Origin of the sequence: Nocardioides sp. Root140 (genome assembly GCF_001426745.1) — a bacterium.
In the GTDB taxonomy this organism is placed as follows: domain Bacteria; phylum Actinomycetota; class Actinomycetes; order Propionibacteriales; family Nocardioidaceae; genus Nocardioides.
On record NZ_LMFI01000003.1, the window covers coordinates 1 to 17,113 of the forward strand.

10 protein-coding genes are annotated in these 17,113 nt (G+C 61.7%); 2 read left to right on the forward strand and 8 right to left on the reverse strand.

Annotation, left to right across the window (positions count from 1 at the left end; translation table 11 throughout):
* Positions 1-108: 108 nt before the first annotated feature.
* Together ASD30_RS08355 and ASD30_RS08360 are read left to right on the forward strand one after the other, a co-directional pair.
* A complete protein-coding gene (locus ASD30_RS08355) occupies positions 109-696 on the forward strand; it encodes a hypothetical protein (protein WP_056679962.1) in 588 nt (195 codons plus the stop codon).
* Between the two features lie 132 nt (positions 697-828).
* Positions 829-1,218: a hypothetical protein gene (locus tag ASD30_RS08360; RefSeq protein ID WP_056679965.1), complete on the forward strand. Its 390-nt coding sequence runs from the start codon at positions 829-831 to the stop codon at positions 1,216-1,218.
* A 372-nt stretch (positions 1,219-1,590) separates the two neighbouring features.
* Here the strand turns inward: ASD30_RS08360 and ASD30_RS08365 are convergent, their stop codons facing one another.
* From ASD30_RS08365 to ASD30_RS08400, 8 genes are read right to left on the reverse strand one after another with little or no spacing between them, the layout of a single operon-like run.
* Positions 1,591-3,363, reverse strand: coding sequence for a Card1-like endonuclease domain-containing protein (locus ASD30_RS08365; RefSeq protein WP_056679968.1), 1,773 nt, complete (start codon positions 3,361-3,363; stop codon positions 1,591-1,593).
* Between the two features lie 3 nt (positions 3,364-3,366).
* Positions 3,367-6,651 carry a hypothetical protein gene (locus ASD30_RS08370; protein ID WP_056679971.1) on the reverse strand — a complete coding sequence of 1,095 codons (3,285 nt, stop codon included), beginning with the start codon at positions 6,649-6,651 and terminating at the stop codon, positions 3,367-3,369.
* Positions 6,638-9,091 (reverse strand): McrB family protein, encoded by a 2,454-nt coding sequence (locus ASD30_RS08375; protein WP_056679974.1) that lies wholly within the window; start codon positions 9,089-9,091, stop codon positions 6,638-6,640. The genes ASD30_RS08370 and ASD30_RS08375 overlap by 14 nt, the downstream gene beginning before the upstream one ends.
* 5 nt (positions 9,092-9,096) lie before the next feature.
* Positions 9,097-11,064, reverse strand: a complete 1,968-nt coding sequence (locus ASD30_RS08380; protein ID WP_162250927.1) for a hypothetical protein — start codon at positions 11,062-11,064, stop codon at positions 9,097-9,099.
* Positions 11,065-11,070: 6 nt separating this feature from the next.
* Entirely contained in the window at positions 11,071-14,601 is a 3,531-nt protein-coding gene (locus ASD30_RS08385; RefSeq protein WP_082563692.1) for a DEAD/DEAH box helicase, read from the reverse strand.
* On the reverse strand, positions 14,598-15,935 hold the full coding sequence (locus tag ASD30_RS08390; protein ID WP_056679980.1) for a serine/threonine protein kinase: 1,338 nt from the start codon (positions 15,933-15,935) through the stop codon (positions 14,598-14,600). Before ASD30_RS08390 ends, ASD30_RS08385 begins: the two co-directional genes overlap by 4 nt.
* Positions 15,928-16,659 (reverse strand): PP2C family serine/threonine-protein phosphatase, encoded by a 732-nt coding sequence (locus ASD30_RS08395; protein ID WP_200951114.1) that lies wholly within the window; start codon positions 16,657-16,659, stop codon positions 15,928-15,930. The genes ASD30_RS08390 and ASD30_RS08395 overlap by 8 nt, the downstream gene beginning before the upstream one ends.
* Positions 16,656-17,081, reverse strand: a complete 426-nt coding sequence (locus ASD30_RS08400; protein WP_156393554.1) for a VWA domain-containing protein — start codon at positions 17,079-17,081, stop codon at positions 16,656-16,658. The genes ASD30_RS08395 and ASD30_RS08400 overlap by 4 nt, the downstream gene beginning before the upstream one ends.
* Positions 17,082-17,113: the final 32 nt, after the last annotated feature.

Below are 17,113 nucleotides of genomic sequence, written 5' to 3' on the forward strand. Positions count from 1 at the left end.
TGACTTCGCCGTCCACACCGAAGATCCCGCCGATGGCCGTCTACGTCTTCACGCCTCGCCGCTGGCCCTCAAACCCCACCACTCCCAGGGACTCTGACGATCAGGCAGGTGACCGACCTCGTTCTGGAAGCAGTGGACCTTCTCCGGCGTGCCGGCGTGAAGTTGGAGCGCGGGCTGAGTGAGCTCGAGTTGACGCACATCGAGGATTCACTGGGGTTCACTTTCTGTCCCGAGCATCGACGATTTCTGGCGACCGCGCTTCCGTCGGGGCATGGGTGGCCGGACTGGCGGCTCGGTTCGACCGAAATGCTTCGAGCAGATTTGGATCGGGTGACCGAGGGTGTCGTCTGCCACGTCGAGGGCGGCTTCTGGCACCCATTGTGGGGGAAACGCCCGTGCAGGCTCGACGTCGCCGAAAGTCGTGCCTGGCAACAGCTCGTCAAGCTCCCCACTCTCGTCCGCCTTTATGGGAACCGGTACATGTCCTCGGGGTCGACCGCCGAGCCAAGCCCAGTCTTCTCCGCTCATGAGACGGATGTCATCTATTACGGAGACAACCTTCTCGACTATGTCGCAATCGAGTTCGACGGTCGACCGTGGCACGTGTCGATGCCCCCGAACCGAGTGCCATTCTGGTCCGACATCGCCGAAGGGATGTTCGATCCGGATCGGCCGTTCCAAGACCCTCTGGGTTGAGCAGCTTTCTGGCTGGATTCGGGTGTCGGTGGGTGCATGTAGAAATCACATCTGCCTCCAACACTTTAGGCTGCTGCGGTCAGTGTCCGCCTGCGTCGACTCTGGCTCGGTGAGATCGCGAAGTCGGTCGAGTTGGCGGCCAACGGCCTGGCCGACGTACACCTGCGTCGGGTCGCCAACACTTTCGTCGTCGTGAGTCCCTACGATTTCGGTCTCGGGGATCCGTTCGCGGGCGACCTCGGCCGTACCATGCGGGCGCGTGTCGCCGAGGTGAGCAAGCAAGCCGTCACGTCGGTCCACTGGATGTTCGATCCCGACCTCAAGCCCATGCGACGTCCGCAGTCCAGCGACCTCGGCATCCTCGTGCCGGGCGATCCGTCGCTTGAGGAGTTGCCTGAACTCTGGCCAGGCCGCGTCAACGGCTACCGGGGACCACAGTGGCAGCGGCTCGCGACGCGATCGGTCTACTGCGCCTGGTGGGGGAGTCGAGGCACAGAGTGTGGTTCGCTGTCCCAACGGTAGAGGCACGGGATGCAGTCGGACGTGGCGAGGTCCGCGACCACTAGTTATTCACAGCGAGGAGTGCCTGTCGGCAACGCTCCAATATGAGGCCGATCCGTCGCTATGGCCACGTTTTCAAGCGTCGTCGACAAAGCCTCGCTCATTTGACCTCGCATCCGTGGTGTGGCCGTGGCGGCGGCCTCGACCAGCCACAACCTCGCGCCCTCTCCCACCTCGAGGAGCTCCGATTCCGCCGGGTTCTTCGCTCGTGGTTGGCGATTCAGCGTTCCCTCGGGATGGGGTGGGAAGTGCTCATCATCGATCTTCGGCTTGCCCGGCGTCGCACGCCCGTGGCGGGCGACCTCGACGGGACCTTGCTGGCCGACGTAACGCTCAACCGGCTGCTGTGATGATCATGCGAAGTCCGTTGGTGGTGAGGAACTCCGGATGCACGAATGTGACGGAGTCAATCTTGTCGACTCGCTTCTGATTCGCCGCAGTCAAGGGCAGTGAACTGACCAGCAGTCCGCGCGCCGCGATGCCTCCATAGGTCCTGAGGATGTTCTCCAACTTCTGAATCGCTTCTTGACGCACAGGGCCGGCTTTGCACTCGACGATCCAGAGGCGCTTGCCGTCCGTGAAGGTGCAGTCAAACTCCTGCGCACCCCACTTGCTAGTAGCGCCATCAGGGTAGTCAGGCTCGTATCCGACGCGAACGTCGCTGACCAAGCCCTCGTGCTGAAGAGGGGCAAGGAGAGAATAGACGTACTCTTCGAGCCATCCACCCTGGATGAACGGGAAGAACCCATTCCTCGGGACCTCGATGGTCGTCTCATTTAAGACGAGCTTTGGTGGGGCACCCTTCGCGAGTGACGCCTCTCCGAACTTCCACTTGAAGTCGAACGGCAAGTCGTCCTTCTCATGCGCAGGCTGGTACTTGCCGTATTTGCTGCCGAACTCGAGGAACTCCTTCTTTGGGTACAGCCCCCTGAGTGCGTCCCGCTCCTGCCAGACCGTCGGCGTCACGGCTTGGCGGCGGTTTCGGATGGCGCCTGGCTCGGTTGGCCATCGTCCGTGTTTCAGGGTCACGAAGTCAGAGGCTGCGATGAAGTCTTCGATGTTGGATATTCCAACAAACGGAACAGATGAACCATCGCGAAGGAAGATGACGTTGTGGTGCCTGATCTCAAAGTAGAAGGGGTCGAGCCCGAGCTCCCAGCAAGCCGACAGCGCACCGGCGAACATGAGCTTCGTACCGCCGGTCATGTTGACCGCGACCCTGGCACCAGGAGCAAGGTTCTCAATCTGCTCGGAGATCGCTTTGCGCGTCGCTGCGGGCTTGAAGGGGTCGGAAATGATCACCGGTCCCGGCTCGATCCCCGCGACCGTGGCGAGTCTCAGCGCTACCGGCTCGTATTCCTTGGTGGTGAGGATGATGTTCCTCTCCGCTTGGAACTGGCGCATCCCGAAGAAGACTGGGATGGTTTGTTCGCCGAGCAAGTGAAGCACGACGTCGTAGTCGCGTGACGCGCGCTCAGGTGCGCTTCGTGCGCCAATGGACGAGTTGAGAAGTGTCTTCGGCAGATCGATCCGCTCAGGGGGCTTGCTAGGGTCCGAACTTGAAATGACCTCGATGCTCAGCTGCGGGTTGGACCGTGCGATTAGCGCCCAGGTGTAGGCCATGACGGGGGTGCCGGGGCTGACGTACGTCGTCACTTGCTTGTCCGCCGGGTCGTTAAGCGCTACTCGCACGGCGGATGCCGCGGCGTCGTAGATGCCGGGAGCATCATTGAGTTGTTTGAGGGTGCGCGGGATGACTTGCATTGTCACCTTGACGCCGAGCGCGGACAGCCTGTCCTGGAGCCACGTCGCGAAGAGCTGATGACCTGCGTCGGTGTTACTGACAGCATCCACGAGATATTGAACCTCTTCCCGGGTGAGCGTCGGCCGGCCGGGTCTGGAGTTGCTCGCGCACGCCTCCCAGTGGTCGCGCAACTTCCCGGTGAACGCGCTCTGGTCCTTCGCTGGATTCGTGTAGGCGAGGATCACCGCGTCGGAGTGGTCGCCTGTCTTCAGCGCACTGAGGACCGGTCCATCGGTCTCTTCGAGCCCAAGAGCCGCGCGTAGGTCAGTCATGCCGTACCAGGTCAAGAGATAGTGCTTCATGGTTCAGTCGTCCTCGCCGTCGTTGACACCGGTGACTCGAATCGCGTAGGCCCCCACGTCACCGGTGAGGAAGAGCCTGAGGGCGTACAGCAGGTCTGGTGTCGAATCGCCTTCGGCCTTCTTGGGCAAGTCTGCGATCTCGACACGCGAACGAATTTCATGTCCCGACCTCTCGATGAGTGCCGTCGAGAGTTCCACCTGCTCGGCGAAGTTCTTTGTTAGTTCCTGATGCGGCTGAAAGATCAGTCGCACGACCGGAAGATCCGAATCACGGCTGCGCAATAGGCCGAGGAGGAGTTCGCAGTACTGGGTGAGTCGCGAGATGTCGCCCTTGCCCGGACGCTTGGCGGAGTTGGCTTGGCGCATCGCGGCGAGCAGGTTCTCTCCGAGCCACTCGAGCGCTTCCTGGTCGAAAACCCGAACGAAGCTCTCCGTCCGCCAGATGGCCTGAGCCAGGATGGACAACATCTGCGCGTCCGCGCGATTCCAGATCTCCAAAAAGACGTTGTATTGCCAGTCGTCTGACAGATCGCCAAGGGCGAACGCATAAGCCCGTTCGTCGAGGAGGCTCGCGGTGGTTCCGGCTGCTAGGTCGCGGCTGACTGATTCGGGCATGTCGCGGTGCATGCAGCAGAGCAAGAACCTGATCTCGCGCTGGACTTCGATGGGCGTGGACCCTGCGCGCATCGCCCGGTCCAGCCGAGGTACAAGAGTGGTGATCAGGGTTCTGAAACTAGAGGGGCAATCCGGGTCCGAGAGGGATCGCGAATCACCCCAGGCCTTGATGTACGGAACGTAGAGCCCGACGCGGATTCTCCCCGCGTCGACGGGTTTGCGCTGCCTTGTGGTGGTGGGGTGAATTGATACGTTGCGCGCAGCTGGGCGACCGTCCGCGGACTCGGTGAGGTCGTAGTAGAGCAAATCCCCTTTGCTTAGGTCGGAACTACGCAAGCCGTCACGGAGAGCGGTCTCGTGCAGGAACACCCCACCAGCGAAGGTGAAGTGTTTGCCGTTTCGATCCTCCATCCAGTCTCGCTCCATTCTTCCTGACAGTCGCCGCGACTCGGTGACTGTAGGGTTTTCGATGTCATCCAGCAGGCGGGTCGTCGCAGACGTCACCCAGTCGAGGTAGTCGTTCCACCGGTCCTTCTGGGCGTAGTAGTGGTGCTGAAGTTCTGCCCACGTCAGTGGGCACGGATAGCCCGGAGCGGGCGCGTCCGTGATGATCTCTTCGGTCTTGGGACGCCACTTCACTTGCACTGGCTTGAAGGAGCCGTCAATTGGTTCGAAGACCACGCGATACGGATCGTCTGCGCCGTACGTGTACGTCACGGTCAGTCGGCAGGTGACGTCGGCGGCCAGCGGGAAGACGGGCGATTCGAGCCGCGCAACGTAGCCCAGGTCGTCTGGCTCCTGTCCTTGGAAGAGCGGGAACTGGTAGTACGCCTTGCCTGCGGGGAGCGTGAACCGCTCTGGGACAGGTATCGGAACGGCGACCCCTCTGACGGGTCGGATTGTGGTGTCGCGGTCGACCAGGAAGAACGGTTCGTATCGCCGGTCCTTGAAGACCTTGATGGAGAGTTCGGGGATGTGATCACGCCAGAGGGGGATGTCGCCAGTTCGCAGCTGAAGCTCGTGGAGGCGAACGCCGCCACGGACTGGGCTCTCTGGGATCGTGATGCAGACGTCGAACTTGCCGACTTGTGGATGCCGACGGAGGGCTTCCTCAGAGACACGTTGGAGCCCGATCATCGAAGTCTGGTCGTTCCAGTTACCGTCCCTGTCGACGCGGGGGATTTCCGCTAGCGCGTCGTAGCCGGTGCTGTCGTGCTGAAGGGTGACGTGAGGTGAGCGTTCCCAGTAGAACCCACGTGTCTGGGGAACGCGTTCTAGGAGGTCCGCGTCGTAACGCGCGATTAGTTTGGTCGCGTATGTCGTTCCCCCAGTCTGGTCTACGACAACGACTTGGAATCCAGCACTCTTGATCTTCGCGTGGTCGATCTGGTCGAACACCGCCGCCACCGAGCGTGGCAGGGGTTCGGCCTTCGCGAATCTCGCGTTGATGTTGCGTCGCGCGACTTGGAGTTGGAAGTCGTTGAGGAAGTCGGGAACCAGCCAGAGCAGGGCGGGAGCGGTGAACGTCTTGCTGAGCTTGCGAGCGAATGCGTGTGCTGCCGAGTCCAGCTGTGACGGGTCTGCATCCTGGGAGAAGAACAGGTCCGCGACGGAAAGCGATGTCGCATCTGGATCTAGCAATGCGATGTCAGCTCTGAAGAGTTCGAGGTCCACGGAATCGTTGCCGCTCCGCCAGCGCTGCCACAGGTACGTCTCGGGCGATGTTGACGGTGCCTGCGAACCGATGGTCGCGAAGCGCGGGCGCAGGTAGGTCAGGTCGACGCAGACTGGACTGTTGACGGCAGCCCTGCTGCGGTCCGGTCGGCTGGTCGATTCGGCTACGCGGAGGACGGGCTCACGCCAAGGCTCGATCGCGAAGGAGTCATAGTCGAACAGGACCGGCATGTCTCCGAACAAGGTCTTGGCTTCGGAGTAGGCCTTCCCGAAAGTGTCCCAAGTGGTAACCGTGACGGCTCGGGCGTCGAGCTGGCTGAAGTCGCGCTCGATCGTGTCGTCCAGCACTTGGAGCCACCGCCACGCGTGCCAAACACGGCGGTAGTCACGGTGGGACAGCAAGGTGTTGTTCGGCGGGAGGTTGTCCCAGCGGCCGATTGCCTGAGCCTCGTCGGTGCGGAGCCAGCGGTGGATGTCGCCGAGGAGGTCATCCTCGTGATCCAGATACCGCATGCGCAACTCAAGGAGGTCTGCAAGTCGAGTCACGAACTCCTTGACCAGTCGGTTCTGGGGCAGGTCAACGGACTGGTACCGGCGTACTGCCTGCATGTAGGGCTTGCCGGCCAGCTTCTCGCGGATGTTGCGACCGGGACGGCGACTCAGCGCGATGAAGCTGGTGGCGTTGAGCTCCTTCACGTCGCGGATCGGGAGGTACGCCTGTTCACGCCGAGGGTTCTCGCTCAGGGCCGCGAAGATGTGTTCAATCGACAAGCGGCAGTGGTCAATGATTCGCCACAACCGGTCACGGATCTCTGTCGATTCAGGTCGGTTGGCTATCCGGTGGACGACGTCATCGAATCCGAGTGGAAGTGCGTCGCCGGTTCTCGGATCGAACTCGGCGATGGAGGCGAACCAGTGCTGCTGGTCGAGTAGGAGCCGGGCTTGCGCTCCGGCTTCGCTGTCCTCACCCCTGGCGCGGTAGACCTCACTCAGGTTCATCAGATACGTCGGCCTTGATGTAGTTCGCGGACTGCCAGATGAACTGGCCGTATCCGAGTTCCAACGCGAGATCGAAGTCCTCACCGAGGTTGAAGCCACTGCCTCCAATTCCAGCGATCAGTTGGCCCCGGATCGGGTCGAGGCACTCGTTCTTGGCCTTGCCGCGGGTGTCGATTCCACGGAGTTTCGGCATCACCTTCTGGACGAGCTGGTCCTCGAAGGCGACGTGCATTGCTCGGGCCTTCTTGACGTTGTCCTCGCCGGCCTCTCTCACGTCGGGGTAGTTGGACATATAGAACTCGACAGACTGAAGAACTCGGTGGCCGATTGCGCGGCCCGCAACGGCCAGCGAAGTGTTCATCTCCTCCAAGAAAGACTTGAAGGGCTGGAACTCTTCGGTCGTGAACGAGGTTCCCTGCGACAACCAGCTTTGCCAGGTCTTGATCGGAAGGTTGTCGCCACGATTCCTAGCGTCGAGTGGCGTGAGTTTCTGGCGGCGCTTCAGGTCGGTTGGTCTCGGGAAGAGAATCACGTTGGCTCGGTCCAGAACCTTGTCTGACAGTGACTTTGTGGTCTCGTCCTGGTTCATCGTTCCCGCCCACAGGACATTGCGACCGAGCTGGAGCTCATAGGGCTCCATGCCAGCACCGATCTTGACCGGCAGGGTGGGGACGTCGGCCTTCTTCTTGCCGCGTCGTTGCTCCAACTTGCTCAGGAACTCCGCGAAGTAGAGCTCGGGGTGCGCAAGGTTCATTTCGTCGAGGAGCACCAAACACACTGCGCCGGCTAGACCGGGGTACCCGTCGTGCTCATCCGTAGCCGCAGCCCAACGCTTTTGGCTCTGGGCAAGGAAGCGAAGGACTGGTTGGGCATCGAACCGGTTGTCTATCGAGTTGAAGAAGCCGAGCATCGACTCCTGGCTATCCCAGTTCGGCTGGACCGAAAGGGGCTCGAAGTACAGGCCACCGAAGTGCGAGTACAGGCGAGGCAACTCGGACTTGCCGGTGCCAGATACACCGGCGAGCACGGTCAACGGGGACATTTCAGCAGTCTTGAGAGCGGTGTGGAATGCCTTGAGAATGCGCGAGTTGAAGTGGAGGCCGTAGTTGTCGCACTCCTGCGCAACACCTCGGAGCCACTCAGACTCGCTGATGTCACCCTGGGTATCCAGGTTGATGTCTTCGACCTTGATCCGCGGGAGCTCGATCTCCCCGTACCGTGCCTCAACGTCGGCGGGTCGCTCGTAGGCCGCGCGTAGGCGGTTGAGTTCCGTCTCGGCCTCGTTCGCTGCCGCTTCAAAGATCTTGGCCTTCTGCTCAAGGGACTTGTTTGCCGCATCGAGGTTGCTGTTCTTGAGTTTGAGATCATTGGCCTGGGCAGCGAGGGCCTGATGCTGTGCGACTTCGGATGCGAGTTGGTCGATTCGATTCTGGAGGGTGCGATTTTCTGACTCCATCGCGCCCAATCGAGCGCGGGCTTCCTCAGTGGGACGGGTCGCCAACTCTTCGGTCAGACGCTTGATCTCGTCCGATTTTTCGTTGAGCTCCAGGATGACTTTGCCTGGTTCACGTCCACCGAGTTGCTGCTGGAGGTGCTCAAACGCTCCGAGTAAAGACGTCTGGGACTGGATGGTGGAACGCAGCCTGGCAGCCTCCTCGGCGGCAGTCTGTTGCGAGGTCTCAAACGACCTTCGCTCCTCGGTCACGAATGCCGCAACGTCCTCGTCGAGGTTGTCGCGACGCTTTTGGATCTGTCGCATGAGGCGCTGTGTTCGGCTCTCGAGGTCGAGCTCTTCGCCGCCGAGCGCAACTCGCCGCCCCTCCAACACGCTTTGGAGGGCGGAGATAGCACCCTTCTGCTTCTCCAACTCGTCCCGCTGCTGCTTGAGGTCCTCCTGCTGCGGAGTCCGGACTTCGTCCCAGTCGGTGCGCTCCTTGGCGATCTCGGCCTTGATGCGTTCACGCTCAGCGGACTCGGAAGCGGTGACCTCGGCCAGCCGCGTTGACCTCGCCTCGGCCAGCTCCTTTTCCACAGCGGCAAGGGCGGATGCCCTACGCTCCGCAAGTTCGCGCTCAACGATCGCGCGCTGCTCTGCGAAGCCTTCGTCGCGTTGATGCTCGGCCTGGGACACGGCAAGTGCTCGCGTCACCAAGGCTGCCTTCTCGCGCTCTAACCGCTGGCGATCCGCCGTAACTGCGTCTGCTGTCCGCGTGAGCTCAGCAAGGAGATCGCCTGTGATTCCGGTGATGCCGTCGGCGTCTTGAAGGAGAGCCCTGACCTGCTCCAGCCCCTCGCGGTGTCCGTTTTGGACGAGACGGAGATGCTCGCTTGCCTGTCGGGCTTCTTCGACGATGGTATCGACGTCAGAGTCCAAAGGAGCGTCACCTGCCGTCTCGTCGACAGGCTCAGTGGTCGCCTCTTCTTGGGGTTCGTCTGTCATTTTCGTCAGTCCTCGTTCGTCAGATCGAGCAGCGTTACGAGCGTAGTGATGGCGGTCCTGCGGAGGTTCGTCGCAGCAGCCTTTGACATGGGTACGGGCTCGTTGCCGTGGCCCCGTCGCTCTTGGACCGCGGCGATATCGGCTAGGAAGGTTCGTTGATAGCGGGCCAGATCCGCCAGACGCCTCTCGCTGCTCGTCAGCAGCAGTGCGATAACTGAAGCGCCCACGGAGACATCCGTGCCCTGCAAGGCATCACGAATCCGTCGTGGGTTCACTGACGCGATCCCTTGAGGAAGGTCGCCGAGTCCGGCCTGCCGGGCGCGGTCGCGCGCGGCATTCTTGTAGTCACCCTCCGTGAATCCGAGCGGTGCGGCTCCACCAAGGAAACCACGCAGGACACCCTGCAGCGCCGCGTAGAAGCTTCCGACAAACTCGCGGGCGTCGTCGCCGTCCGTTGCATTCAGCCAGGACTTCTCGGCATTGAGCAGCGCGTTCTGGGTGTCCGGGCCGAGCTTGGCGAACGACTGATACCCGAAGGCGTCCAGCAAGCTTGTGCGAGCATCCAAGAGGAGGTCGGCCAGGGAGCCAATCGGCGGCAACGGGGCTCCTTCATCGAACCTGACTGCTGGCAGGATGGTGCTGATTGCACCCCGAATGAATGCATCCGAGCCGAGCTCCACGTCAGTCGTGAGTGTGACGCGGGCGCCATGCGCTCGAACTCCCCGGTCACTCGCCAAGGACCGGATACGAACGATGAAGTCAGGGTGTTTTGCGGCGAGCGCGTGCATCGGATGCTCTTCGTCAAATTCTGTTTGGAGTAGTGCGATGGCGAGGACGGTTTCCATCTCCGACTTCCGGTTCTCGTAGTCATCGAACTTGCCCTTGGGGATGGGACGGAATCCGTGCGGAGGTACCGCAAAGCCGATTGAGGCCGTTACCTGCGACAGTCGCTCCGAGTACTCGGGCCCTGTCTCGGCGCTGAGTTGGCGAATGGCAATGGCGGGGTTGTTGGCTTCGCAGATGTAGAAGAGAGCCCATTCGAGTGCGGCGTAGATGTCCGTCACTGACCGGTGACTCGCACCCGGTGCGGGAGTGAGCGCTTGGACCAGATTCGGGTAACGGCGACGGTTCTCCGGAGTGTCGTACGGACCGCTGGCCCTCGACCGCTCACTGTCGTCCGGCCTGGGGTTGACCAAACTTTGGAGCCAGTTGGTCATCCATGACTGGAGGCTCTCGTCGTCGGTCAAGCTGCCGGCGAACACGCCTTCTAGGGCTCGAGAGAAACCTACTCCGAACGGGTCTGCAATCCGGAAGTCTGCATCGCGCGTCTGGACGGCGATCCGGCAATCGAGCAGGTAGTCCTCGGGTTCACGTTCCACTCGAACTTGGTCGATCGTCGGGATCCGCGCATCGTGGCCGTGTTCTTGGACCCGCTTCATCATCTGGGTGACCGCGTCAATGACCTCGCGAGTGGACGGAGCGCCCAGACTGCGTGCGCTGTACTTTGCTTGAAGGGTCCTAGCCTTCTGGTGAGTGTCCTTGGTCTTGATCGGGTTACTGGCATCCAAGACGTGCACGAAGGGGAGCACCTCGCCACCCACAAGCTCGCGGAACGCCAGCGCCGAGGTGTAGACGTCCTCGCGTTGGTCGCTTTCCCACCTGCGACGCTGCCGGTCGATGATCCGGTTGTCGCTGTCGATGAGTCCTCTATCACGCAATCTGAGAACGACGCTTCGGACCAGATCGACCGGGATGCGGGTCTCGTCGGCGAGCGCCAACTCATCGCGGCCGCCGACGGCGTCGATCATGCTGAGGATGACTCGTTCGAAAGGGTTGAGCTGTCCTTGTCCACTCTTGACCGTCGCAGGGATGGTGATGCGGTAGGCGTGGACCGGCCAGGCCAAGTTGCGGGGACGTCCAAACACGCCAGAGAAGGGGGTGTTTGTGCCGTAGTCGAGAGTTCGTGTCGCCACGATGAATCACCCATCTCCTCGGCCGAAGAGTCGCCCGAGGGCACCCTTGGCAGGCCTTATGGGCGCTTCCAGGTTGACCGCCGGTGCCAACTGCTCGGCCTCACCTGCGGACTGGCGGGTCGCAGCCTTGAGTGCTTTCGTGCTGCCAGCGAGGCGATAGAAATCGACCAGACCGGGGATGAAGTCAGCGGCAAGTTCGTGGGTAACGAGGGAGGGGTCGCCGACCACGACTAGCAGCTTCTGCTGCCTGCTCATGGATACGTTCAAGCGGTTGTAGAGGCACAGGTGACCGAAGAGGCTGAGGGCCTGTCGCGCGGGTTCCTGGGCGCGGGGATTCCAGTTCGGCGGCACCGTTCTGACGACAGACAGGAAGACGACGTCGAACTCCATACCCTGGAATGAGTCGACGGTTCCAACGCGGATCTTCCTATCGTCGTCGGCGACCTCACCGAGTTGACGCTTGAGTTCACTTCGGATTCGGTCGGCCTGAGCCTTGTAGAAAGAGATGACTCCGTAACTGAGACCGGCCCCTTCCTCAGACTCGATCCACCCACTGAGCTGTCGGCAGATTTCGTCGATCTCCGGCTGGCGAATCCAGCTTGTCCCGAGTCTCTTAGCCGGTCCTCGGTCGGCAGGCACAGGGAGCCACATCGCAGGCTTGTTGTCCGTGCCGGGGAGGTTGTGCGCGAACGCAGATGCTGGCAAGCCGGATTCGAACCTTTCGGTTCGGTCGAACGCCTCGTAGAAGTTGCGGCTGACGAAACTACCCAACTCGGGGTGCATGCGGAACTGCTTGTCGAGGTTCACCCGGCGCGGGATGCCGTCGGCATCTTCGAGGGCCTTCAGTCGTTCCGAGAAGAGGTACTGGAACATCGACCGCTTCAGCCACTCGTTCTCGTCGGTGTCGTTCTCACCTTCCTCCATGCGCTTGGCGACTTCCTCGTCAATGATGTGAGGGAGTTGGCGGTGGTCGCCCACGAGGATGATCCTCTTGCCCTGCGACATCGGGATCATCAGATCGCGCGGTGATACGCGCGCGGCCTCGTCGACGATGACGTACTCGTACTCCAGGCTGTCGTCACTCATCGGGCCGGCGATGCCCTTGCGGTTCTGCATCTCCTTGTTCACGCTCTGCTGCACCGTCGCGGAGAACGCGAAACTGAACTCGGAGACCGCATCGACCATGCCGAAGGGGTTGTTCTCCAACTCGGCGAGGAACCCGGCCAAGGCAGCAGATTTCTTGTCCTTGGCGGTGAAGCCGTTGCTCTTCACGCGCGAGATCGCTCTGTCGGCGAGGTCGAGAACCTCATCGTTCCACTTCTCGACCTTGAATACCGGTGGCGCAGTGAGTTGAACCAGAAGGGCACGCTTCAGTTGTGCGAGGTCGCCGAGGAACGGAGGGATTCCGCGGTCGGTGTTCCAGCTACCGGCCCTTTCAAGCAGCGACCATTGTTGCTGCTCAAGTACGTCTTCGAGGTCGACCAAGGCGTCCTCCGCGCGTTCCGGACCGTCGTCGGCGAAACTCTCGGGGCGAGTTCTGATGCGTTGTGCTGCCGAGAGGTGGCGGCCCGGGTCCTCCCCAGTTGCTGCTTGCGCAGCGAGACGCTTCTTGAGATTGACTGCCTGGCGTGACAACTTCTCGCCGAGGATGGCGAAATCGATGTCCGCGATGCGGGTGACGAGGGTCGTCGCCAGTTTGTGCGTGGGGGTCTTGAGGTACTGCTTGTAGAGGTCGTTGACTGCGGCCTCTTCCTCCAGTTCAGCGATTTGAGGGTTCATCGCCCTGAGCTCCTGGGCGATCTGGCCGCACCACTCTTCAAGGTTCTTCTCGAAGGCATTCAAGTCATCCACCACAGAGCCAGAGCGCTTGCCGAACTTCGGAACGGGGATGCCGTTGAGGGAGATGCGGTCGATCATGTTCTCGACAGCGTCGTGCTGGAATCCGCTGAGTAGGACTTGGCCTTGGCCCCGGACTCCTGCCCTCGCGGAGATCTCGTTGAGCCGCTCCAAGATGGCCGCGATCACTGTTGTCTTGCCTGTGCCGGGTGGCCCCTGAATCACGGCAATGTCTGGAGTATTGAGCGCGACGCGGATCGCTTGCTCCTGCCGCGATGTCGGCGGGTTGTTGAAGACCTTCTCGCGCACGAACGCTGTCAGGGGCTTGATCTTCTGTGGCGGGCGCAGAGATGTGATCTCGCCCTTTTCCTCGACGAGCAAGCCGAGCTGCGGATTCGCCGAGCGGCCCTGAAGGATCGCCTTCCTGGCTTGGAGGCGCCGCTTGATCTGAGCCACGTCCCCAGCCATCGACATGACAAGAGTGCCCGCCGGCGGTAGGGCCTCCGCCTTGAGTGTGAGCTTCTTCGTCTGGCGGTCGTAGCGACCGACTTCGAGGTGCGTAGCTCGGTCCTGCTTCGTTTGCAGACTCGCTTCGAGTCCGGCTGAGAAGTCCGAGAAGGTGAAGTCGGGGTTGGTGATGTACTCCGGCAGCGACGCTACGACCTCAAGATCCTTCAGCTGTCCATTCGCCAATGCCTCAAAGCCGGCGTCCGTTGCTTCGATGACACGCACGTCGGTGGTGCCGTCGCGGTTTTGCTCAGCATCCGAGAACTCGATCGCGCCGAACTCGCGCGCAGTATCGAGGAGGATCTCTCCTTCCAGATCGCCGAACTCGTCCCACTTCTTAAGGTAGCTCGACTCATCGGCCGTGAGTACGGCGAGTTGGGCCTTTGCCTGCAACTGGATTTGTCCGGTCCTGGTCCAGTCCAGGAAGGTTAGTCTTCCCTTCGCGAGGAGGATCGTCTTGTCAGATGCCTGCTGGTGTGCGGTGAGCTTCTTGGCAACGTAGATGGACGTCCCACCGGGTAGCGACGTCGTGGTGGCCACGAACCGCATGTCGCTGCCAGTGACGCAGAACGAGTTCTTGAGACTCGGTTCGCCGTGTCGTCCAATTCCGACTTCCACGACAGGTGCTTCTTCCGAGTCGACATCGACAGCAGTCTCGTGGGCATCATCGGTGCTGGGCTGGGGGGCCGCGGCATCATCGGGTACCGACAGGGCCTCCTCGATGGCCGCGCCAGCGGTGATGAAGAAGTACGACTCACCAAGGTGCGCGAACGAGCATCGCTCCTCGAGCCAGGAGTGGACGTCGCGGACGTTTCGCTTCGCGATGCGGTTGACGCCCGTTTCGACGTACTCGTCGACGCCGATCTCCAGATTGCCCATGTAGACCACGGAGCCCGTGAAGAAGACGATCTGCAACTCGACGCTGCCGTCGGGGGCCGCCCCCGAGAGTTGGGCGAGCATGGCTCTGCCGAGGCTCAACTCTCGGATGAGGCGAACGGCGTCGGCCTCTGTGGTGGGGGTGACCGACACCCATGAGTCAGCGAGCGCGAGGTCGAAGGAGTTCTCTGCCTCGCTGGCCGCGACGTTGGCTACGGGGACTGGGCGCGTGTGCCGGGCGAATAGGCCATCAAGAGAACTGTCGGTGCTCTTGACGCGCAGCGACAACTGCTCGACGGGTATCTCGTGAAACTTCACTTGACCTCCTCCAAAAACTCGAAGTTGAGGCCAGCAGGCAGTTGCTCAGTTCCGCGCACATGGATTGCCGAACGGCGACTCAAGTCGATTCGTGCTTCGTACTCCGTCTTCCCGTTTAGTTCGAGGGAGAAGGGATGGAACAGGCGGTGGGGCAGTTTGACTTCGTCACCCTTTGACGGCACGACCATCTGCCAGCGGGCCGTCTTGGCAATGGTGAGGGCTGGCCTGTGCGAGCCGCAGTAGGGACAGGCTTCGTGGGACTCGGCGAGATAGCTCATCGAGCAGGCTGGGCAGGAGATCGACTGGTCGTGTGCCCGGGTCAACTCCAGTGCCCAGTAGGCCATCGCAGGGCGCCGCCAAGGCTTAGTCCGGCCGGCGCCGAACGTCTCCTGAAACAGTTTGGCGAGTTGAGCCGTGAGAACGAGACCGCGAGGGAGTCCACTGACGGCGCGGTTCAAGTCGTCGTTCTCGTCGTCGACGAACGGCAGGTATCCGGCGTACGCCTGCTCGTCCAAGTCGACCGGAGCTCCCTCGGCAACTGGCTCCGCATCCCAGCCACCTTCCTCATCGTCAGGATCGAGAACCTTCTGACCGATGAATGGGTGGACAAGTGCCAGAGTCTCGAACGCCATCACCGAGAACGCCCATGCGTCGGTGCGTGGCCGTGCGCGGTCAGTGCCCTGGACGATCTCGGGTGCGCCATAGCGCGGGGTGAAGACCGAGCTACCGCCACGGACCAACTCGAAGCGCAAGTTGTCGGCGTCGATCAGCCATACGTCCGGTGCGTCGCCCCAGCCCATGAAGCAGTTATTGGGAGAGACGTCGCCGTACGTAAGTCCCGCTGCGTGCAGGCGTGCGAGAATCGCCGCCACCCTCGAGAGCGCAAGCAGCCGTCGCTTCGTTGAGCCAGATTTGGCGTAGTGAACCAGCGGCAGCGCGGTGTTCTTGTCCTTGATGCCGGCCAGCCAGCCAGGGAGTTGTTCGGCTGCCAGCTTCTCTCGCATGTCGCCGCTCAGCTCAAAGGCTCCGAAGGGCGTCATCCCGCGGAGGAGCTTCATCACGTACCCGGGCTCATCCCGGAGCACGGCAAGCGGAAGTGAAACGAGGATGCGTGGCGGAAGCGGCAAACAGCGGACGTTCTGGAAATGTTGCTGAAGGTCTGAAGATCGGTCGGGCTCTCCGTCCGGACCGAGGGGCTGCTTGATCGCGAGGTCCGCGTCGCTGGTTCGGTAGACGACACCTTGGCCACCGCGCGCCAACTCATCCTTGAGGTCGTAGCGGTTGCCGTATTGGTCCAGGAGCTTGCCCCTCCGAGCGAAGGTGCTCTCACTCATCGGAGACCACCTCGCGGAGAAGCACAGCGATGGTCTTGTCATCGCTGTGCTTGGGCACCGGCCAGTCTTCGAGCATCGTCAGCGCCTCACGTGCCGCCGTTGCCCGGGCAAGACCGCGATGGGCAGCTACAAATCCCGTCATGAATCCATCGACGTCGTGAAGGTCGTCGGACACCCCATCGGTGCAAAGCACAACGGCCTCGCACTCCGACTCTGGGACCTCAAGTAGCGACCACTGAGCTTCACTCGTGGCAGGCGTTAGCGCGTTGGTCAGGTTTGAGAAGCCGACTGTCTTGTCGTCTGAGAGCGACTTCACAGTCCCGTCCTCCGTGACGACGGCGGCACACCCGTCACCAAGCAGCCCCAGCCGCACGATGCCGTCCCCGACGTGGAAGGCGAATATGCAGGTGGCGTAAGCGTCTTTGGGGTCGAGTGGAGCGATCGACTCAAGCCAACCGTTACGAATGTCCTCCAGCAGATTCGGACGAGTCCCAGCGGCCGTAGCGCTTGCGAACAGACGCGCGGCCGTTTCGACTGCTCTGCAAGCTGCCTTGCTTCCGAAGTCGGACAGCGCCTTCGAGCCCAAGCCATCCGACACGACGATCCCGTCGCCCCAGATGTGGTGGAAGGACGCCCAAGAGTCCTGATTGGGCTTCCCGGTGACGATGTGGCCTGGGCCAATGACGCTGGCTCCGAAACTCTTCCACATTGTTGAGGTAGTCACGTGTCCAACCACCCGTCCATCACGCTGAAGAAGTCTTCAGAATCGAAGACGTCATCGCCCTTGAGTTTCGGGTTCGCGTCAGCGCCGACTTTGATGATCCTGAGGGCGTCGGGTCGGATCGAGTCCTTCCACCGCTTGATCGCGGACCTGGACTCATGCGGCCAGAAGCCGTCGGTAAGGAGCAGGAAGACGTCGTCCGCCCGCGAACCGAGGAGCCCGATCAGCGCTTCGCCATCCGCCGATCCTTTGCACTCAAAGAGTTCGACGGGGACATCGTCGCCCGGGTACCAGGAATGGCTGGTCGCCTCATCGCCCCAGAGGACGAGCTTCAGGGCCTTCTTTGGTCCGTAGCCGAGCCGAAGGAACTGCTCGACTTGGCGCACAAGACCGCGCATGATCAGGCGCTTTCCGCCTTCGGTCATGCTCCCTGAGGTGTCACAGACCAGCCACACGC